The organism is Roseiflexus castenholzii DSM 13941 (genome assembly GCF_000017805.1).
GTDB lineage: Bacteria > Chloroflexota > Chloroflexia > Chloroflexales > Roseiflexaceae > Roseiflexus > Roseiflexus castenholzii.
This window is the reverse complement of sequence record NC_009767.1, coordinates 844,501-865,035: the sequence shown is the minus strand read 5'-3', so window position 1 is coordinate 865,035 and position 20,535 is coordinate 844,501. Positions and strand designations below refer to the sequence as shown.

Sequence of the window (20,535 nt, the reverse complement as noted above, 5' to 3'; positions counted from 1 at the left end):
AAGGTGGGAGAATCCTATGACACCTGTTCCACGTCCGCGACCGGTGTTGCTGGTCATCCGCGATGGTTGGGGTGAGCGTGAAGAAGTCGAAGGCAACGGGGTCAAACTGGCGCGCAAGCCGTTTGATGACCGCTGGCGCGCCGAGTGTCCGTTCACCCTGGTGCGCGCTGCGGAGAAAGATGTCGGTCTGCCGGCCGGGCAGATGGGGAACTCTGAGGTGGGACACCTGAACCTGGGCGCCGGCTTCGTGGTGCGCCAGGATATTACGGTCATCGATGACTCGATTGCCGATGGAACGTTCTTTACCAATCCTGTGCTTTGCAACGCTATCCGCACCGTGAAGGAACGCGGGACAGCGCTGCACCTGATGGGTTTGCTCGGTCCTGGCGGCGTCCATAGCCACGTCAACCATACCAAAGCACTCCTTGAACTGGCAAAACGCGAAGGTCTCGAACGAGTTTACGTCCATCTGTTCACCGATGGACGCGACACCATGCCGCAAAGCGGGATAGAGTTCGCCCGCGATCTGCTCGCATTTATGGAAGAACATCAGATTGGGCGCGTCGCCTCGGTGGTCGGGCGCTACTACGCGATGGACCGCGATAAGCGCTGGGAGCGCACGAAACAAGCGTATGATCTGCTGACGAAAGGTGTCGGTCGTCCCGCACCCGATCCGCTGACAGCGATCCAGCGTTCTTACGACGACGGCGTGACCGATGAGTTCATCAAGCCAGCCGTGATTGTGGACGAAGCCGGCAAACCGGTCGCCACGATTGGTAACGGCGATGCTGTGGTGTGCTTCAACTTCCGCGCCGACCGGGTGCGTCAGATCAGTCGCGCCTTCACCCTGCCCGATTTCGATGGCTTCGCGCGGGAGATGCTGCGTGATCTGATCTACATTGCTATGACCGAGTACGAAAAGAATATGCCGTATCAGGTCGCTTTTCAGAACGATGATGTCGCTGTGCCGCTGGCGAAGGTAATCAGCGATGCCGGATTGCGTCAATTCCACGCAGCGGAAACCGAAAAGTATCCGCACGTCACATTCTTCTTCAACGGCGGGCGCGAACAACCGTTTCCCAATGAGGACTGGCAGATCGTTCCATCGCCGAAAGAGGTGCCGACTTACGACCTCAAGCCGGAAATGAGCGCCTACGGCGTGCGCGATGTGGTGCTGAAAGCCATTGAGTCCGACGCATACGATTTCATTCTGGTCAACTACGCCAACCCGGACATGGTGGGGCACACCGGGGTCATTCCGGCGGTGGTGAAGGCGTGTGAGGTGGTGGACGAATGCACCGGCGCGATTGTCGATGCCGTTGTGGCGCGCGGCGGCGCGGCGATCGTCATGGCCGACCATGGCAACGCCGAACTTATGATCGACCCGGAGACCGGCGGACCGCACACGGCGCACACGACCAATCCGGTGCCGACGTACCTGATCGCCGCTCCGGGGTTGGGGTTGGACAAGGGGCGGGTCGCGTTGCGCGACGGTGGACGTCTCGCCGATGTCGCGCCGACAGTGCTCGACCTGCTGGGACTCGAACCTGCGCCGCAGATGACGGGCAAGAGCCTGATTGTGCGCACATAGGTTTACGAAAACAGCCCGTCCACAGCCGCAACCAACTGACGCAGGTTGCTCACGTGATGCACCGCATCGCACATGGGAGCGTAGATGTGCATGTGGTTGTCTTCCCGCCCCCAGCGATAGGGCGGTTCGGGGTTAAACCAGACGACGCGGTGTGCACGGCGCTTGATGGTCTCGAACGCGCGCGGGTTCGGCGGCGACAGATGATCATCACCATCGCCGAGGAAGATCACCGTGGTGCGGCGATCAACCGCGTCGAGATAATCGCGCGTGAATGTCGCCAGACATGCCCCCAGGCTCGTCTGCCAGGGACCACCCTGCACCCGCTCCGGCACGACGCGGATCGCATCTTCGGGGCGCAGTTGCTGAAAATCAGCCTGCACATCGGCAATGGTGCGGTAATACACAAAGGGGCGGGTGCGGCTGATCTGATCCTGCAACGCATAGACGAGCATCAGCATAAAGCCGGTGACAGCGCGCATCGATCCGGAGACATCGCAGATGACGGTAATGCGCGGCTTCAGGTGTTTGCGGCGGTGGCGAATGTCGAGTGGCACGCCGCTGTAGCGCAGATTGGCGCGGATGGTGCTCTTGGCATCGAGGGCGCCCTTGCTGGCGCGTTTCTGCCGCAGCGCGACGCGCGTGCGCAACTGTGCGGCCAGGCGGTTAATCACGGCGCGCATCTCATCATCGTCCCGGTACGTCAGTTCCTCGAATGGACGATCCTGCAAATCTTCGGCAGGGCGGCGACGGCGTTCTTCGGCTTCGCGCTGTTGCAGCCCATTCCCCACTTCGTTGCCGATCTGCTGCGCCAGCGCCGCGCGGTTCTCGCGCGCTTCCTGTTCCAGTTGCCGAAGCGCCGCCTCGCCGACTCCCGCTTCGCGCAGTTTCTCGATCAGTTCCTGAAGCAACTGCTCCAGGCGGTCGAACTGTAATTCACGCAGCGCGCGACGCGTTGCCCACGGTTGGAAGCCGGTCGTCATCTGTGTAGCGGTCGTGTTCTCGTCGATGAACTGGCGCATCTGGCTGCCGCTCATGCCCTTCCCGGTCATCATCATCTCGAACAGACGCCGGAGTTGCTCTGGTGTGAGCGATGCCAGCATCTGTTGCAGCATCTGCGCCAGTTGTTCGCGCTCTTCGGGGGACATCCCACCGCCGGGCTGCTGGAGCGGCGGCGGGGCATCGAGACCGAAGAAGCGCGGGAAGAGTTCATCGAACGTCGGCAGGTCGCGTGGCTCTTTCACCAGCGACGCGCGCAGCGCCGAACGGAAGAATTGTTTATCGGCGACACCAGCAATTTCGACGCAACGCATTGCGTCGATACTTTCGGCGAGCGAAATGCGCACTCCTTTTGCGCGCAGGGCATGGATAAAATCGACAACCCGCTGATCCATCCCTATTCCCTCCTCATGCGCTCAAGCGCAGGTTCACCTGCGGCGAACACCGCCTGGTGACGGACCAAAGCCCGCTTCATGCTAGTTGCCGCGGAAGCGTCCGCCCTCGTCGTCGCGCCGCGGTCGACCAAACTCATCGCGTTCACGGCGCGCGCGGTCGCCCTCGTCGCGCACCATGGCGCGGCGCGCGCGCTGCAAGTCGCCCTCGAACTTGAGCAACACATTCAGCGTCGTCTCGATCGTCGCGCGGTCGAGATGGCGGGCGTTGAGTTCGAGCAGCGCGCGCGCCCAGTCGATCGTTTCGGAGACGCTCGGATGCTTCTTCAGGTCCATGCCGCGCAGCCGCTGCACCAGTTCCACCGCCTGCTGCGCCAGTTTTGGCGGCAGACCGGGCACCTTCAGGTTGACGATCTGAAGTTCCTGTTCGGCCGTGGGGTAATCGACGTGCAGATAGAGGCAGCGGCGTTTCAGCGCTTCGGAGAGTTCGCGGGTGTTGTTGCTGGTCAATAATACCATTGGTTGATGGCGAGCGCGGATGGTGCCGAGTTCGGGTACGCTCACCTGAAAATCGCTCAGCACCTCGAGCAGAAACGCCTCGAACTCGGCGTCGGCGCGGTCGATCTCGTCGATCAGCAGCGTCACCGGTTGCTCGCTCGTAATCGCTTTCAGCAACGGGCGCGGCAGCATGAAGCGACTGGAGAAGAACACATCTTCCTCGGCAGCCAACCGGTCGGCGGCTTCGGCAAGCGTCGTCACGCCCGCCAGCAGATCGTTGAGTTTATCGCGCAGCAACTGCGTGTAGAGCAGTTGTTTGGCATATTCCCACTCATAGAGTGCCTTGGTTTCGTCGAGACCTTCGTAGCACTGGAGGCGGATCAACTCGCGCCCGGTCGCCGCCGCCCACACTTTTGCCAGTTCGGTTTTGCCCACGCCAGCCGGACCTTCGGCAAGGATCGGCTTGCCGAGTTTCTCTGCCAGGAATACGGTTGTGGCAATTTCATCGGAAGGAATGTAACGCTGCGCGCTGAGCGCTGTTTTAACGTCGCTAATGGTGTTGAACACGGACCATAGCCTTTCTACTCCGGTTGTGTGCCGTAGACGGTGTGTTCCATGCGAACCATGCCGTCTGTGAAGTCGATCAGAACGCCGTGAAACCGGCGCTGATCGCGTCCCGGATTGATGCACCAGGTTGCGCCAATCCGGGTAACATACGTTCCGCTTAGTGACGGTGCTTCGTGGATATGCCCATGCAGGGTGAGCGGCGGCTGATATTGTTCGATGAACGCACGCAATGCGCGACTGCCGACATGGCGCCGGTTCGACATCAGATCGAGCGGCGTATCGGCAGGCGGCGTGTGGCAGACATACACCGTGCGGCGCGGATTGCTGCGCCCGGCAAGCGCCGCAAGGTCTTCCGCAATCGACGGCAGCGCCTCGAATTCCTGACGTTGCAACGGTTGGATCACGCCACTGCGACTGGTCAGCGCGTGTTCGAAACTGAACGGCTGCATTCGTCTTTCGTCGCACCGCTCGAAATCCTTGATGCTGAACGGCGTCGGCGGTACGCAGGCATATCCGGCAATCCAGAGATCAGGAGCCATCCGATAAACCTGCTCGTGAAGCGGATACGCCAACTCTTCCGCCGCAAGGTCTTCGACTGCTGCATACGCCGCCGCCCAATCATCATTCCCCGGCAATAGATAGACCGCAATTGTCGGATGTTGCGCCCGAAATGCGCGCAGAAGCGGCGCCAGGCTGTGCTCCACGAACGTCCGCTGCACGGTCAGCGCATCATCACGCCGCATCGCATGGGGCAACAGATCGCCGCCAACGACAACAACTTCCGCCTTGTGGAGCGCCGCAAACTCGCACAATGCGCGATAGTCGGATAGGTTGCCATGAAGGTCGGCGGTGTAGGCAATGCGCATGCTTCAATCAATCTTCTGATCACGAACCTGAACGCACAGCGGACAGAGAAGAGCGGGGTTCTGTCATGCATTATAGCATGGACCGCTGTGAAGTGGGGAGTGACCCAGCACAGGTGCAGACTTTTTGAGATACATATCAGACTGCGGGCATTGCGACGCCTCGGTGCGCTCATCATCATGCTGAACGTGGTACAATGTGCGGAGTGATCACCATACGTCTTGACATCAAGATCGCGTCTGGGCGATAAATCGCACAGCCAACAGAGCGCTAACGCAGCATTTGTGCCCGCCAGACCAAGGAGCCGCGCATCATCCGATCCAGAGATGAACCGGTCGCAATCCGTGAAGTCTGCGTCTGATACCAGATTATCCTCGGCGCAGAGACCGGTGTTGTTCAATCGCGGAGTGATCTTCGATGACCAGAACGGATAATGCGCGCGATTCCTCGCCACGTCAGGAGGCAATACTATGACCCATCCCACCATTCATCCTCATCCGGCGCCCGAGACGCCGCCTACCGATGACCCGTTCCGCTACGGCTGGCGCTACGTACCCCGCCCGACTGCCGATGACCCCCATCATTTCGATCAGGTCCCGCTCACGCTGGAAGATGTCCTGCACCCTCAGGAGGGCGATCAGGTGCTCTGCAATTACGATCATCAGCGGCGCGTCCACTATCTGACGGATGTCTTTCTCGCCCGCACCGCCGACCGTCCTGATGCCGTCGTGCTGAGCGACGTGCGCATCGCCTGGGACGTGCCGGAACTGAAGGCGCATGGACCGGACATCATGGTCATCTTCGGCGTGCGACGCATTCGCAACTGGAGCACCTTCGACGTGGCGCAGGAAGGGGTGCGCCCGACGCTGATCGTCGAAGTGACCTCGCCGGAGACACGCACACTCGACCTGAACGAGAAGGTGGCGCACTATGCAATGGCAGGCGTACCGTGGTACGTGATTGTGGACGCAGTTGAACAACGTGGCAAGTCACTGTTGCGCGTGCTCGGCTACGAGATCACAAACGGGGCGTATCGTTCGCTGATTCCAAATGCGCAGGGGTGGGTGTGGCTGGCGCCGTTGCGGGTCTGGATCGGGGTCGAGGACAACGAGCTGTACTGCTACGATGAGCAGGAGCGGCGGATGGGGGATTACGCGACGTTGACGACGATCGTGATCGAGACGGAAGAAAAGATGGCGGAAGTGCTGGCACGCGCCAAAGCGGAGGCGCGGGCGCGGATGGAAGCGGAAGCTCAGGCGTATGCAGAAGCGGCAGCCCGCGCCGCCGCCGAAGAGCAAGCCCGGCGCGAAGCCGCCGCCCGCGCCGCAGAAGCGGCAGCCCGCGCCGCCGCCGAAGAGCAAGCCCGGCGCGAAGCCGCCGCCCGCGCCGCAGAAGCGGCAGCCCGCGCCGCCGCCGAAGAGCGACTGCGCGCACTCGAAGAAGAACTGCGCCGTTTGCGTGGCGAGGGGTAACGCGACTCTGTTATGCGGGGCAGGAAGTCGGTGTGCGCCGTCTGGCGGCATCTCATCGTAAGCGTGACGCCCGGTTCTCGACCCATCCGAATCGATGCACGCGCCACGCTGCTGCTCGAAGAAGAACCGCGTGTGCGTCTGGCGGCGTTGTCGTTGAGTCATAAGGTTGCACAGCGCCTGTGTGGTGGCGTCGAACACGCATGCATCGCAGGTGCGCCGTTTATCGTCAAAGAAGCGTTCATACCCCAAGCCGTCGACCATTCTGCTATAAAGGCGCGCTCTATCCCGCGACAGTCCTTTCTGGGAACGGCGGGCACTGGCACATCATCATTGATCGCCGGGACCCAACCTACCGCTCAGCCCGACGGTTCGGTGTCGGGCTGAGCACCCTCCGCTGCGGAGATCGCCACGCCAGCACGGATCTACGTCGCCGCCGCGCGGGTCGTGATTGGCGGCAACGCATGGAGCGGCAGATGCAGCGCTGAGACTCTACCAATGACGATTGACGATGCCGCATGCGGGTCATTCCGAGCCCTTCGCTTCGCTCAGGGTAAACGCAGCGAGGAATCGGAGCGGGTCGCGCAAGACCCCTCGCGCTGCTCAGGATGACAATGCCGGATGGTCACAGGTCATTGGTATCCGAGATCACCATGCCTACACCCTGCTGCGTGCGACATGACATCGACCATTGACATCCGAATCATCTTCGCTATACTATGCGCCGCCTGGCGGGAGATGACTCGTCCCGACCACGACCACGGCGCCGGAAAGGGAATACAGGAGAGGCGCGATGAGCGCAGCAATCGAATTCGAGGACGTTTCCAAACGGTTTCTATTGCAGCGTGATCGCCCTGTGACCATTCAGGAGCGTCTGGCAGGATGGTTACACCCGGCTAAGGCTGCCGATGAATTTTGGGCGTTGCGCAACGTGAGCTTCAGCATTGCTCGTGGTGAAAGTTTTGGACTGATCGGGCACAATGGCGCCGGAAAGAGCACCGCGCTCAAGTTGATGACCCGCATCCTCGAACCGACAGCGGGTCGGGTGCGTTTGCGGGGACGTGTGGCAGCGCTCCTTGAGCTTGGCAGCGGGTTTCATCCAGAGTTGAGCGGTCGCGATAATGTGTTTCTCTACGGTTCACTTATGGGACTCAGCCGACGCGACATGGCAGCGCGTCTGGAGGAGATCGTGGCATTCGCCGACATGGCCGACTTCCTCGATCTCCAGGTCAAGTACTATTCCTCTGGCATGTACACGCGCCTGGCGTTTGCGGTCGCAACGGCAGTAGACCCCGATATTCTGATTACCGACGAAGTGCTGGCGGTTGGCGACGAGGCGTTTCAGCGCAAGTGCATGGATCGCATTTTGACATTCCGCCACGCGGGAAAGACGATTGTGTTTGTGTCGCATGCGCTCGATACGGTGCGGACCCTGTGCGATCATGCCGTCTGGCTGGATCGCGGCGTGGTTCGTGCGCTCGGATCAACCGGTGAGGTGATTGACGCCTACCTCGCCGAGGTGAACCGTCGTGAACGTGAGGCGTTGGCGCGGCACGAGATGTTGGCTTTGGAGTCCAACCGACGGTTCGGCACGCGCGAAGTCGAGATTACCGGTGTGGAACTGCTCGATACCGATGGGGTTGCGCGGGCGGTGGCGCACACCGGCGCACCATTGACCATTCGGATTCGCTATCATGCCTGGCAGAACGTGCCGCGTCCCGTTTTCGGTCTGGCAATTCATCACGAAAGCGGCATCCTTCTCGCCGGACCAAATACATTGTTTGCGGGTCTCGACATTCCTGCCGTACAGGGCGGAGGGACGGTTGAGATGCGTATTCCGGCGTTGCCGCTGCTGGCTGGGCGGTACCTCCTCAGCGCAGCCGTGTACGACGAAACCATGTTGCACGCCTACGATCATCACGACCGCCTCTATCGCTTTACCGTCCAGAATGAAGGGGGAAGGGAACGCTTCGGCGCAGTGACGCTGGGAGGCGTTTGGTCCTGGCGCGCGGCGGGCGCGTGACACGTCGTTGCAGCGCACCGTGTGATGTGCGCCCCAACCCCCGCGCACCGGCGCCTTGCAACGGCGCAACGGGTTGCGTGTGCGACGATGCGCTGCAACGGCGCTGCGTGGAACCTGCGCGCTTTGCTTTCCTCGCGTCGCGCTTTATGCTATAATGCTCGCGCTGTTGCTCTCACCCATACCCGCGCGATCCTGCGCCGGATGGCGTGATTCTGCACCTGTTCAATCCAACGACCGTCGCGGTGACCCGCAGGCCCGGATGCCAGGGCGTAAAGGTGGAAGCTGGTGCAAGTCCAGCGCTGTGCCGCAACTGTAACCGGCGATTGTCAGCCGGAAGCCAGGACGCCTGCCGCGATGTCTGTTGTTCAGCCCTTCTCGAGCCAGGGAGGGTGAACAGAATTGGCGTTCCGTCAGGGATCGCTGCACGCTCTGTCGCCCCGGTTCTCGAAAGAGGCCGGGGTTTTTTATGTCTGAATGGCGGTCGCATTCGGTTGAACGTCGAAGGTTGCCGGCGCTTGTGTGTTCGCCGGTTTATTCCGTTTGCCTGCTGCCGCACCAGTTAACGCGGTTGAGCAGTGAGCGCTGGCGCAATTGCTTCTTCGTGACCATATGCGTTTATTGGCGGACACATCGAAAGGTCTACACGATGACTTCTGAAGAACAGGTGAGTCAACACACGCCAGAAACCTCACGCAGTGTTTCGCGCGATGATGGGCAAACCGGCGTGCCATTACGCCCCGGTTCCACGGCAGAAGCCGGGGAGCGGCGCAAAGCCGCACGCGCCAATCGGGTGAAGAAAGGGCTGGTGATCGTCAATACCGGCAATGGCAAGGGGAAGACGACTGCGGCATTGGGCATTCTGCTGCGCGCCTGGGGGCGCGATATGCGCGTGGGCGGCATTCAGTTCCTGAAGCATGAAAATGCGAACTATGGCGAACTGCGCGCACTCCAGCGCATGGGGGTCGAACTGACGCCGATGGGTGATGGCTTCACGTGGACAAGCCGCGATCTCGATGAAACGCAGGCAAAAGCGGTCCATGGCTGGGAAACGGCAAAAGCGCGAATTTCCAGCGGCAACTACGATATTTTCCTGCTGGATGAATTCACGTATGTGCTGAACTATGGCTGGGTCGATACGGCGGACGTGATCGAGTGGCTGCGCCAGCACAAGCCGCCGATGCTCCATCTGATCATCACCGGGCGCAATGCGCCCCAGGCGCTGATCGACTTTGCCGACCTGGTGACCGAGATGCGCGAGGTGAAGCATCCGTTCCGCGATCAGGGCATTCGGGCGCAAAAGGGCATTGAGTACTGAGGAGTAATGCCCGGAGATGCAAAACGTTTGATTGCTTGCTTGAGCATGGCTTGCAATGGGCACGGATGCGCGCGGGCTGAGTCGGGTCTGCACGGATTGGCTTGTGGACGCTTTTTGCAGGAATGCGCATGGCAGAACGCCTGAAACGCAACATGGTTCAGCGCACCGATGGGCGCCTGGTCAATGCCGGGGCGCGTCGCGGGATGCTGATTGTCTGCGCCACCGGTTGTTGTTGTGGTCATACGGAGCGCGGCTTTGCTCCGGTTCCCGTCGATCGCTACCATCAGGAATGGGAGCGACGCAAACTGCGCAACCGGGTGCATTTGAGCCAGGGAGGATGTCTGGGTCCCTGCCCACTTGCCAATGTTGCGCTGCTCCTCATCGATGGACGCCCATACTGGTTTCACTCACTCAACGATGCGGCGCTCGTTCCCATCCTCTACGATTACATCGAGGCGCTGCTGGCAACCGACCGCGATCTGCCGCCGCCGCCAGCGCTGGCGTCGCTCCTGTTCAATGGTTTCGCGTGGGATGGCAGCACGCCTGGCGATGATCACCGCGAGCCATTGCCTGCCATGATCGGCGATGGGATTCTGGTGCTCAGCCAGGCAGATACTGATCTGCTGACGCTCGAACAGGCGCGCGCGTTTCTGCCGGAGGGATTTGCGCCGTTGCGGGTGGCGCACATCGGTCGCCTGACCGACGATGCCGCTGTTAATCATCTGCTGCGCGATATGCTTCCCGGCATGGCGGTTGTGGTCGTTCGTCTCCATAGCGCTGGCGCCTTCGCATATGGGCTGGAACGTTTGCAGGAGTGGGCGCGCGCGACCGGCGGGTTCCTGCTCTGTCTTCCGGCAGTCGAAACGCTCGACCCGGATTTGATGGCGCGCTCGACGGTCGGCGTGCCGCTGGCGTTGCTGGTCGGCGCCTATTTTCAGTGTGGCGGAACGGCAAATGTTGTGAACGGTCTTCAGTGCCTCAGCGACCATCTCCTGTTGAGTGGCTGGGGGTATGAGCCGCCGGTCGAACTGCCGATGCATGGCATCTATACGCCGGTCGCGGCGCCGTGCTGCGCCGGCGCCGCTGACGACGCTCGTCCGGTTGCTGGAGTGCTCTTCTATCGCGCGCATCTGCTCAGTGGCAATACGGCGTTTGTTGATGCGATAATCGCGGCGCTTCAGGCGCATGGGTTGCGCGTCCGCGCCGTCTACACGCAGTCCCTGAAAGACTCCGCCAATGGTGGCTACCCCGACGCGCTGCGCGCGCTTAGCGCAGCCGGACCGGTGGATGTTGTGATCAGTACGTTGAGTTTTGCGCTTGGGGAGAGCGATCCGCATCCTTTTGCCCTGCTCGATGCGCCGGTCGTTCAGGCGCTGGTGAGCAGCGCATCGCGCGATGAGTGGCTGCGCAACGGTCGCGGGCTTGGTCCGCTCGATACGGCGATGAATGTGGCGATCCCGGAGTTCGACGGGCGCATCATCGGTGTGCCGACGGCGTTCAAGGAGCAGCAGGGTGAATCTCCGGCGCGTTCGGTTCCTGATGAAGAACGCATAGCGCGGCTCGCAGGGCTTGCCCGCCGGCTGGCGGCGCTGCGTCGCAAACCCAACGCAGCAAAGCGGATTGCCTTCGTCTTCACCAATAGCAGCGCCAAAGCGCAGCGGATCGGCAATGCGGTTGGTCTTGACGCACCCGCATCGCTTATGCGCCTCCTCGATGCCTTGCAGAATGCGGGGTATCGGGTGGAGGATCTGCCCGCAAGCGGCGACCGCCTGATCGCCGACCTGATCGCACGCTGTTCCTACGATGAAACCTGGTTGACGACCGAACAATTGCAGCAGGCATACCACGTTTCTGGCGCGCTGTACACCCGCTGGTTCGCCGATCTGCCGCCTGCGCTTCAGGAAGCGATGATCCGCCAGTGGGGTCCGCCGCCGGGCGGGGCGTATGTTCACCATGGCGATCTGGCGCTCGCCGGGATGGAGTTCGGCAATATCTTCGTGGCGCTGCAACCGCCGCGCGGGTACGATATGGACCCCAACGCTATCTACCACCGTCCTGATCTACCGCCGCCGCACAATTACTATGCGCTCTACCGCTGGCTGCGGGACGAGTGGAAGGCGGACGCCATTGTCCACCTTGGGAAACACGGAACACTCGAATGGCTGCCGGGCAAGGGGGTCGGGCTGGGGGCGACATGCTTTCCCGATCAGTTCCTGGGCGATCTGCCGCTGATCTACCCATTCATCATCAACGATCCCGGTGAGGGCACGCAGGCGAAGCGACGCGCCCACGCCGTGATCGTCGATCATCTGACACCGCTGATGACCAGCGCCGGGGCGTATGGCGATCTGGCGGAACTGGCGCAACTGGTCGATGAATATTATCGCACAGAACAGCTCGATCCCGGCAAATTGCCGCTGCTCCAGCGCCAGATCTGGGAGGTGTTGCAGCGCTCCAATCTCGATGACGATCTGCGCTACATCCTTCAGGCAAACCACGGCGATCACCGCCACGAGTGGGACGGCAGCTTCCTCGAGGACGGCACGCCGACCGCGCTGGCGGAACTGGAAGGTCGAGAAGTGGCGCATTTGCTGGAAGATATCGAAGGGTATCTCTGTGAACTGACCGGCGCGCAGATCCGCGATGGTCTGCACATACTCGGTGTGATGCCGAGCGGTGAGCAGTTGGTGGAACTGGTCTACCATCTGCTTCGGTTGCCGAACCTGGACACTCCCAGTTTGCCGGAGGCAGTCGCGGCTGCATTGGGCGAAGACTGGCAGGCGCTGCGCGACCGACCGGGACTGCGTCGGGTGGGGAGTGGCACAGCACAGGATGCTCATTCGTTTCAGACGAACGCTGATGTCATCGAGCATGTCGAAACGCTGAGCAAGGCATTGCTGCGTTATCTGGAAGCATGCGATTGGTGCGCGCAGCACGTCGAACAGGCGATAACCGCTACGCTTCCCGTGGGGTCCGATGTGCGCATCGCCGCTGCGTTACGCTATGCCTGCGAGACGCTTATGCCGAACCTGCGGCGGAGTGCGCGCGACGAAATCGCCCATCTGCTGGCGGCTCTGGAAGGGCGGTTCGTCCCGCCGGGACCGAGCGGCGCGCCGACCCGCGGCATGGCGCACGTCCTGCCGACCGGTCGCAACTTTTATGGCGTCGATCCCCGCGCGTTGCCCAGCCCTGCTGCATGGCAGACCGGCGAGGGGCTGGCGCGCGATCTGATCGCCCGCTATCGGCGCGAATACGGTCGCATCCCTGAAAGCGTCGGGATCAGCATCTGGGGCACGAGCGCTCTTCGCACGGCGGGTGACGATATTGCCCAAACGCTGGCGCTCCTTGGCGTGCGCCCGCGCTGGCAGCGCGAGAACCGGCGCGTGATCGGGATCGATGTCGTCCCACTGGAGGAGTTGGGACGCCCGCGGATCGATGTCGTTTGTCGCATCTCAGGGTTCTTCCGCGACGCCTTCCCGCACCTGATTGCGTTGATCGACCATGCAGTGCAGGCAGTGATTGCGCTCGACGAACCACCGGAGATGAACTTTCCGCGCAAACACGCGCTGGATGCAGTGCGCGCGCTGCGGTCAGCCGGCAGGTCCGAGGAGGAAGCGCGTCGGGAGGCGACCTACCGCATCTTCGGCAGTAAGCCGGGCAGTTATGGGGCGGGCATTCTGCCATTGATCGACGCGCAAAACTGGGAGCGCGATGCCGACTTTGCTCGCGTTTATCTCACCTGGGGCGGATATGCCTACACTGCCACCGCACAGGGCATTCCTGCCGAGAAGGCGTTTGCCGCTGCGCTGAGCAGGGTGCAGGTTGCAACCAAAAACCAGGACACCCGCGAGCACGACATTTTCGACAGCGATGATTACCTTCAGTTCCACGGCGGCATGATCGCCGCCATTCGCGCCTTGACCGGCAAAAATCCGGCGCGCTACTTTGGCGACAGCAGCGACCCGGCGCGTCCGCGCACCCGCGATCTGCGCGAAGAGGCGCGGCGTGTGTTCCGGGCGCGAGTGATCAACCCGAAGTGGATTGCCAGCATGCAACGTCACGGGTACAAAGGCGGTCTGGAACTGGCAGCGACGGTTGATTATCTCTTCGGCTACGACGCAACTGCCGGGGTGCTCGATGACTGGATGTACGAGCGCGTGACCGAACGCTACCTGCGCGATCCAGAGGTGCGGCAATGGCTGGAACAGGTCAACCCCTGGGCGTTGCACGCAATGGCCGAGCGTCTGTACGAAGCGATCGGTCGCGGCATGTGGGCAAGCCCGTCCTCCGAATCCCGTGAGACGCTGGAGGCGCTGCTAGAGCAGGGTGATCTGTGGCGGGAGGGGGTGGAAGGTTGAACGTGGCACGGTTCCAGGCAGGGGCGCGCCGTCGAACGTGGCATGGTGTAATACTCATTACCTGTGAACATCCGGCATTGTCACCCCGAGCAGAGCGAGGGGTCGTGCGCGACCCGCTCAGATTCCTCGCTGCGTTTACCCTGAGCGAAGCGAAGGGCTCGGAATGACCAGCATGCGGCATCGTCAATCGTCATTGGCATAACCAATCCAGAAAGGAGACAATCACATGAGTCTGTTGACCGACACCATCACGCGGATCGGATCACTCGACAGTGCCGCCGCAACCGCAGCGCAGGCGCGGCAGGATGTGCTGACCAAGCCGCAGGGTGCGCTGGGACGTCTGGAGACGTTGTCCGTTCAGATCGCGGGGATCACCGGGCAGACACGTCCTCGCCTGAACAACCCGGCGGTCATCGTTATGGCTGCCGATCACGGCGTTGCGCGTCGCGGGGTGAGCGCCTATCCCTCGGAGGTGACATCGCAGATGGTGTTGAACTTCCTCAACGGCGGAGCAGCGATCAATGTGCTTGCCCGTCACATCGGCGCGCGCGTGATTGTGGTGGATATTGGCGTGGCAGCGAACTTGCCGTCGCACTCCGAACTGATCGACCGCAAACTCGGTATGGGAACAGCAGATTTTTCGGTCGAGCCGGCAATGAGCCGCGCGCAGGCACAACAGGCAGTCGAAATCGGCATTGCGTGCGCCTATGATGCTATCGCCTCCGGCGTCGATCTGCTGGCAACCGGCGACATGGGCATCGGTAACACCACTGCATCGAGCGCCGTTGTTGCTGCTATCACCGGTCGTCCGGTCGCCGAGGTGACCGGGCGCGGCGCCGGGATCGACGATGCCGGGCTGGCCCGCAAGATTGCGGTTATCGAGCAGGCGCTGGCGCTACACCATCCCGATCCGCGCGATGCGCTGGATGTGCTGACAAAGGTCGGCGGCTTCGAGATCGGCGGGCTGGCGGGAGTCATTCTGGGTGCGGCAGCGCGACGTGTGCCGGTTGTCATCGATGGTTTCATCTCCGGTGCGGCAGCGCTGATCGCCTGCACCCTGGCGCCATCGGCGCAACCCTTCCTGATCGCCGCACTCCGCTCGGTCGAACGAGGGCACGATGCGGTCTTTGCTCATCTCGATCTGACCCCACTCTTCGACCTGGGCATGCGTCTCGGCGAGGGAACCGGCGCGGTGCTTGGTATGTCGCTCTGCCAGGCAGCCTGCAAGATTCTCGATGAGATGGCGACGTTCGGCGAGGCGGGGGTGTCGGGGAAGGTCGAGGGCTGAGAACCAAGAACCAGGAACTGAGAACTGATGCCAAGTGACTTCCAGTCAGACAAGATGTTCGCGCGTTCGTTGGGCAAGGCACAACAGTCAACGCGCCGCAGCAGGCGTGTCGTGGACGCAGACTGCGCGTCGGCGTCAGTCCGACCGTCGGCTGAAGCTGCGGGCTACGGGTGCAAAGCCCGCCTGCTTGGACTGGAACGGGGATGCGCTGCGCCGGAGGAGGGCGGGCTTCAGCCGGACGGCGGGGGGCGGAGCGAGGATGCGCTGCGTCGGAGGAGGGCGGGCTTCAGCCGGACGGCGGGGGGCGTTGCGCTGACAGCGAGCCTGGCGCTGGCGAGTATGATCGGATGAGCGCGCTGATCGAGTTCGATAACCTGCATTACACCTTTCCCGGCAGCAGGATGCCTGCATTGCGCGGCGCGACGCTGCGTATCGAAGCCGGGCAGCGTATCGTGCTGCTGGGGCGCAATGGCGCCGGAAAGAGTACGCTCCTTCTGCACGCCAACGGCATTCTGCGCCCGGCAGCAGGGCAGGTGCGCCTGAATGGCAAACCGTTGGAATACACCCGTCGCGGTCTGCTGATGGTGCGTCGTCAGGTGGGGGTAGTTTTCCAGAATCCTGATGATCAACTGTTCAGCGCCAGCGTTCGGCAAGACATCAGTTTTGGTCCGCTCAATCTGGGGTTGAGCATCGATGAGGTGCGCCATCGGGTGGCAGCGGCTGCGGACCTGTGTGGCGTTGGCGATCTGCTCGACCGTCCGACCCATGCGCTGAGCGGCGGGCAAAAAACGCGCGTGGCGCTCGCAGGTGTGCTGGCAATGGGACCAGATATTCTGCTGGTCGATGAGGCAACATCTGGACTGGACCCATGGATGCGTCGGCAGGTTTTTGCCATTTTCAATCGACTGGTCGAGCGCGGCGCGACGGTCGTGCTCGCCACACACGATCTGGACGCTGCGCAGCACTGGGCAGACACGGTTGTGGTCATGCACGAAGGGCGCGTTGCCGTTGCCGCGCCTGCGGCGAAGGTGTTCACCGATCCAGACTTGCGGGCGCAGGTTGGACCGGAGATTGAACGTTGAATGCGCAAGAGCGGAATTAGGGTACATATCACCACTCCTATGCTCGCACACAGAAGTCAGACGCTGCTGCTCGCCCTTGCCGTCGATCTCGTCCTCGGCGACCCGCCGAATGCATGGCATCCAGTGGCGCTCATGGGGCAATGGATGCGCCTTGGGGAGCGGCTGGCACCGCATGATGCCGCCCAACGCCTTGTATGGGGCGGCGCATGGCTGGCTGGCGGCATAGCGTTGACCGGTTTCGTGGCTGCCTTGCTGCCGCAACATCCGGCGGTTCAGAGTGGTGTCGCCTCAATGCTGCTGGCGTACCGGGGGCTTGATCGGGCGGTTGGCGAGGTGCAGGCGGCGCTGGAGCGCGGCGATCTGCCTGAAGCGCGGCGGGTGCTTGGCTGGCGCCTCGTCAGTCGCCCAACCGACGACCTGCGCGCCGATGAAGTAGCAGGTGCGGCAATCGAGTCGCTGGCAGAAAACCTGAGCGACAGCCTCGTGGCGCCATCCCTGGCGTTCCTGATTGGCGGTCTGCCAGGGATGGCGATCTACCGTCTATCGAACACGGCGGATGCCATGTGGGGGTATCGCAACGAGCGCTACGAGTATCTGGGCAAAGCAGCAGCGCGTCTCGATGATATGCTCAATTTCCTGCCAGCGCGCCTGACGGCTGCGCTGATCGTCGCTGCTGCACAGATCGTGTGTGGTCGAGGAAGCGGGGCAAGGCGGATTGTGCGTCGTGACGCAGGTCGCACTGCTTCGCCGAATGCGGGCTGGCCCATGGCGGCAATGGCGGGCGCACTCGATACAACATTGACGAAACGCGGGCACTATGTGCTGGGAGATGGCTCACGCCCGCCCGACGCCGCGATGATTGGCGAAGCGCGTCGTATTGCGCATGTCGTGCTGGCGTTGCTGGCGGGAGCAGTGGCGCTGGCGCGAAGAAGATGACAGTCATATTGGAGGACACGGATCTGCACGGATTGATACCAATGACCTGTGACCATCCGGCATGGTCACCCCGAGCAGCGCGAGGGGTTTTGCGCGACCCGCTCAGATTCCTCGCTGCGTTTACCCTGAGCGAAGCGAAGGGCTCGGAATGACACGCATGCGGCATCGTCAATCGTCATTGGTATGAGACGGATTGGGTGTGTGCCTATCGCACAGGCGCGATCCCGCTGTCTTTCGCACAATGTTTGACTCTCATCGTTGCCAGAGATGCAGTATTCGTTGACAGCATCGCCCAATCTTCCATCATACGCAGATCCGTGTGAATCCGTCGCATCGGTGAGAATCCGGGTCCTATTGATCGTGCGCGCACCTTATATTGCATCTGGAAAGGCACAGGCATGACACACCCATCAAACCAACCGGCACTGCTGCTGATAGGTCACGGCACCGACGATCCCGCCGGGCTGGAAGAGTATCATCGGATGGCGACACTGGTCGGTGAGCGATTGGGCATTGTTGTGCAACCCTGTTTTCTCGAACTGGCAGACCCGCCGATCAGTCAGGCGATTGACGACTGTGTGCGCGCCGGATTCCGGCAGATCGTCGCGCTGCCGCTGCTCCTTGGCGCCGCCGGTCATCAGAAGAATGATATTCCGGTGGCGCTTAATCAGGCGCGTATGCGTCATCCCAATCTCGACATTCGCTACGGATCGCCGCTCGGTGTACAATACGCTCTGGTGCGCGCTATGGCGGAACGCATCGAAACCACATATGCTGCCACGTCCGCGCGCATTCCCCGCAATAGAACCGCGCTCGCGCTCATCGGGCGCGGCAGCAGCGATCCCGACAGCAACGCCGATGTGGCGCGAATGGCGCGTCTGCTCTGGGAAGGGCGCGGGTTCGGGTGGGTGGAGTATGGCTTCTTCAGCATTACCCGTCCCGATGTTGCCGCTATCATTCGTCACTGTATCGCCCTTGGCGCGGAGCAGATCATCGTTGCGCCGTACCTGCTCTTTACCGGGCGCATTCTTCAGCGGATGACGTCGCAGGTGGAGAGCGCCCGAAAGGAACACCCTGCGCTACCCATCCTGATGGCGGAACATCTGGGCTTGCACGAAGGCGTGCTTGCCGCCATTCTTCAGCGGTACGACGAAGCATTGCACGGCGTTGCCGCCGTTAACTGCGACCTGTGCAAATATCGGCAAGTAATGCCGGGATTCGAGGATGACCATGGTCGTCTCCAGAAGAGTGACCACCATCATGGTTTGCGCGGCGTCCATCATCACGATGCTCCCGCGCTCGACACCATCCTGCCGCCGCGCTACCGCAACGGCAAACCGGTCAGCGTAGCGCCGATGAGTGCCGCGCCACTCGTCTACGACGATGAAGGACGGGTGGCGTGGGATCGGGTCTGGGGCGGGGACGATCCGAACAACCCGTTTTGTGAACTGGCGCTGGCAGGCGGACCGCCACACCGGGGGACGCTGCTCGAACCGGTGTCGCCGGAAGCCGTTGCCGCCGATCCAGAAGGATACGCGCGCGTGGTCGCCGAACTGGCGCGTGGTCTGCGCATGGTCACCGGCTTGCCGGTTGTAACCGGGAACACGCCCGGATGGGTCGGTCTTGTGTGCGAAAGTGAAGCCATGGCACTCTGGTTGCTGCGGGCGATTGTGGTCGAGAACGTCAGTGTGCGCCGTGAGGGATGCACCCTCTTCCTCCCTGCCGGACCCGACTTTCGCCTGGACGGGGAGATCAAAAATGTTGTGACAGCAGTCGCAAAGACGTATCACTACTGGAAGGAGCACGTGCAGGGGTAAGCGATCCATACTTAACTTACCGCCGGACCGTTATCACCCAACCCTCGGATGCTCTATCCATCATGCCAGACTCCTGCAAGATGATCTACAATACTGATCATCAGTCGCGTGTTTCACGCAATCGCTCATACGCTCAGGGAGGCTGACATGACTCCGCCCTGTCGCATATTTATTCTGCACGATACGGGAAACCAGGTCGCAGCGCTGGCACAGGCAATAGCCGAGGGCGCCGCCGGCATTCCAGGCGTGACGGTGAATATCAAGCAGCCTATCAAAGCCGAGAAGTCCGATCTGCTGGAGGCAGACGCGATTATCATCGGGACGCCGAACTGGACAGGGATCAAGGGAACATTGAAACGCTGGCTCGATACCACCGGCGATCTGTGGGAAGAGGGCAGCCTGGCGGGAAAAGTCGGCGCAGCGTTCACCAGCAGCGCCGGGCGTCACTCCGGCACCGAGTTTACACTGCTGACGGTGCTGCACTGGTTCCTGGGCGCAGGGATGATTGTCGTGGGACTGCCCTGGAGTTCTGTGATGGAACGCGCCGGTTCGTACTATGGCGCAACGGCTGTCGGTGTGTTGACCGATGAAGACCTGGCGCAGGCGCGCGCGCTTGGGCGTCGCGTTGCGGAGGTTGCGTCGCGTCTGAAACCAAAGGAGGGGTGATGGCTGAATTTCCTTCCGAAACGCTCACTGCTGCCAAGATCGCAGCGCGCTCGTTTGCGATCATCCGCGCGGAACTCGAACAGCGCGGCTTTCATCTCGAAGCGCCGCTCAACGCAGTGGTCGAACGGATTATTCACAGCACGGCGGATTTCGAGTTCGCCACAATTACCCGCGCCAGCTCTGGCGCTGTCGAGGCGGGCGTCGCTGCGCTGCGGTGCGGCTGCCACGTGCTCGCCGATGTGCAGATGGTGCGCGCAGGCATCAACGAGCGCCGGGTGCGCGAATTCGGGGGAGCGGTGCATTGCCTGAACGACTCGCGTGAGGCGCTGTCGATTGCCGATGATGATGGGCTGACCCGCAGCGCGGCCGGCATTCGCGTGGCGCATACAAGTGGTCTGCTCGATGGCGCAGTCGTGGCAATCGGCAACGCGCCGACCGCGTTGTATGAACTGCTGCGCCTGATCAATGGCGGTGCGCGTCCGGCGCTGGTCATTGGCGTGCCGGTCGGGTTCGTGCATGCAGTCGAGAGCAAAGAGGCGCTGATGGCGCGCTCCGATGTGCATTGGATTGTGACGGTCGGGCGCAAGGGCGGCTCGACGGTTGCGGTCGCAATTGTCAATGCGCTTTTGCGCCTGGCGGCTGGCGTCGATAATACGGCAGTCTACTGATTCTG

The 20,535-nt window shown here is 61.9% G+C and carries 16 protein-coding genes and 1 riboswitch; of the genes, 13 read left to right on the top strand and 3 right to left on the bottom strand.

The genetic code is table 11. From position 1 onward, the window contains the following. Positions 1–16: 16 nt before the first annotated feature. A complete protein-coding gene (gpmI, locus tag RCAS_RS03380; RefSeq protein ID WP_012119212.1) occupies positions 17–1,591 on the top strand; it encodes a 2,3-bisphosphoglycerate-independent phosphoglycerate mutase in 1,575 nt (524 codons plus the stop codon). 2 nt (positions 1,592–1,593) lie between these two features. Here the strand turns inward: gpmI and RCAS_RS03375 are convergent, their stop codons facing one another. From RCAS_RS03375 to RCAS_RS03365, 3 genes are all read right to left on the bottom strand, one after another. Next, entirely contained in the window at positions 1,594–2,982 is a 1,389-nt protein-coding gene (locus RCAS_RS03375; RefSeq protein WP_012119211.1) for a vWA domain-containing protein, read from the bottom strand. Positions 2,983–3,063: 81 nt separating this feature from the next. Beyond that, a complete protein-coding gene (locus tag RCAS_RS03370; protein ID WP_012119210.1) occupies positions 3,064–4,044 on the bottom strand; it encodes an AAA family ATPase in 981 nt (326 codons plus the stop codon). A gap of 14 nt (positions 4,045–4,058) precedes the next feature. After that, entirely contained in the window at positions 4,059–4,910 is an 852-nt protein-coding gene (locus RCAS_RS03365) for a metallophosphoesterase family protein (RefSeq protein ID WP_012119209.1), read from the bottom strand. Positions 4,911–5,378: 468 nt separating this feature from the next. Here RCAS_RS03365 and RCAS_RS03360 point away from each other — a divergent pair, with 468 nt between their 5' ends. The 12 genes from RCAS_RS03360 (at position 5,379) to RCAS_RS03305 (ending at position 20,530) form a co-directional block, all read left to right on the top strand. Continuing rightward, positions 5,379–6,380, top strand: a complete 1,002-nt coding sequence (locus tag RCAS_RS03360) for a Uma2 family endonuclease (RefSeq protein ID WP_012119208.1) — start codon at positions 5,379–5,381, stop codon at positions 6,378–6,380. Positions 6,381–6,392: 12 nt separating this feature from the next. Next, positions 6,393–6,764 (top strand): hypothetical protein, encoded by a 372-nt coding sequence (locus tag RCAS_RS03355; RefSeq protein ID WP_012119207.1) that lies wholly within the window; start codon positions 6,393–6,395, stop codon positions 6,762–6,764. Positions 6,765–7,170: 406 nt separating this feature from the next. Beyond that, a complete protein-coding gene (locus tag RCAS_RS03350; RefSeq protein ID WP_012119206.1) occupies positions 7,171–8,400 on the top strand; it encodes an ABC transporter ATP-binding protein in 1,230 nt (409 codons plus the stop codon). Positions 8,401–8,623: 223 nt separating this feature from the next. Further along, positions 8,624–8,768: riboswitch (cobalamin riboswitch) on the top strand. Between the two features lie 278 nt (positions 8,769–9,046). Next, complete coding sequence (gene cobO, locus RCAS_RS03345) at positions 9,047–9,715, top strand: cob(I)yrinic acid a,c-diamide adenosyltransferase (RefSeq protein ID WP_012119205.1); 669 nt, start codon at positions 9,047–9,049, stop codon at positions 9,713–9,715. Positions 9,716–9,843: 128 nt separating this feature from the next. Next, positions 9,844–14,073, top strand: a complete 4,230-nt coding sequence (gene cobN, locus RCAS_RS03340; RefSeq protein ID WP_012119204.1) for a cobaltochelatase subunit CobN — start codon at positions 9,844–9,846, stop codon at positions 14,071–14,073. Between the two features lie 226 nt (positions 14,074–14,299). Next, on the top strand, positions 14,300–15,361 hold the full coding sequence (gene cobT / locus RCAS_RS03335; RefSeq protein WP_012119203.1) for a nicotinate-nucleotide--dimethylbenzimidazole phosphoribosyltransferase: 1,062 nt from the start codon (positions 14,300–14,302) through the stop codon (positions 15,359–15,361). A gap of 111 nt (positions 15,362–15,472) precedes the next feature. Continuing rightward, positions 15,473–15,712, top strand: coding sequence for a hypothetical protein (locus RCAS_RS03330; RefSeq protein ID WP_157042531.1), 240 nt, complete (start codon positions 15,473–15,475; stop codon positions 15,710–15,712). Continuing rightward, on the top strand, positions 15,709–16,443 hold the full coding sequence (locus RCAS_RS03325) for an energy-coupling factor ABC transporter ATP-binding protein (protein WP_012119202.1): 735 nt from the start codon (positions 15,709–15,711) through the stop codon (positions 16,441–16,443). The genes RCAS_RS03330 and RCAS_RS03325 overlap by 4 nt, the downstream gene beginning before the upstream one ends. Before the next feature lie 39 nt (positions 16,444–16,482). Beyond that, positions 16,483–17,379, top strand: coding sequence for an adenosylcobinamide-phosphate synthase CbiB (cbiB, locus tag RCAS_RS03320; protein WP_041330162.1), 897 nt, complete (start codon positions 16,483–16,485; stop codon positions 17,377–17,379). A gap of 398 nt (positions 17,380–17,777) precedes the next feature. Next, on the top strand, positions 17,778–19,196 hold the full coding sequence (locus RCAS_RS03315; RefSeq protein ID WP_012119200.1) for a sirohydrochlorin chelatase: 1,419 nt from the start codon (positions 17,778–17,780) through the stop codon (positions 19,194–19,196). A 147-nt stretch (positions 19,197–19,343) separates the two neighbouring features. Then, positions 19,344–19,862 (top strand): NAD(P)H-dependent oxidoreductase, encoded by a 519-nt coding sequence (locus tag RCAS_RS03310; protein WP_012119199.1) that lies wholly within the window; start codon positions 19,344–19,346, stop codon positions 19,860–19,862. After that, on the top strand, positions 19,862–20,530 hold the full coding sequence (locus RCAS_RS03305; protein ID WP_012119198.1) for a precorrin-8X methylmutase: 669 nt from the start codon (positions 19,862–19,864) through the stop codon (positions 20,528–20,530). The genes RCAS_RS03310 and RCAS_RS03305 overlap by 1 nt, the downstream gene beginning before the upstream one ends. The last annotated feature ends 5 nt before the right edge of the window (positions 20,531–20,535 follow it).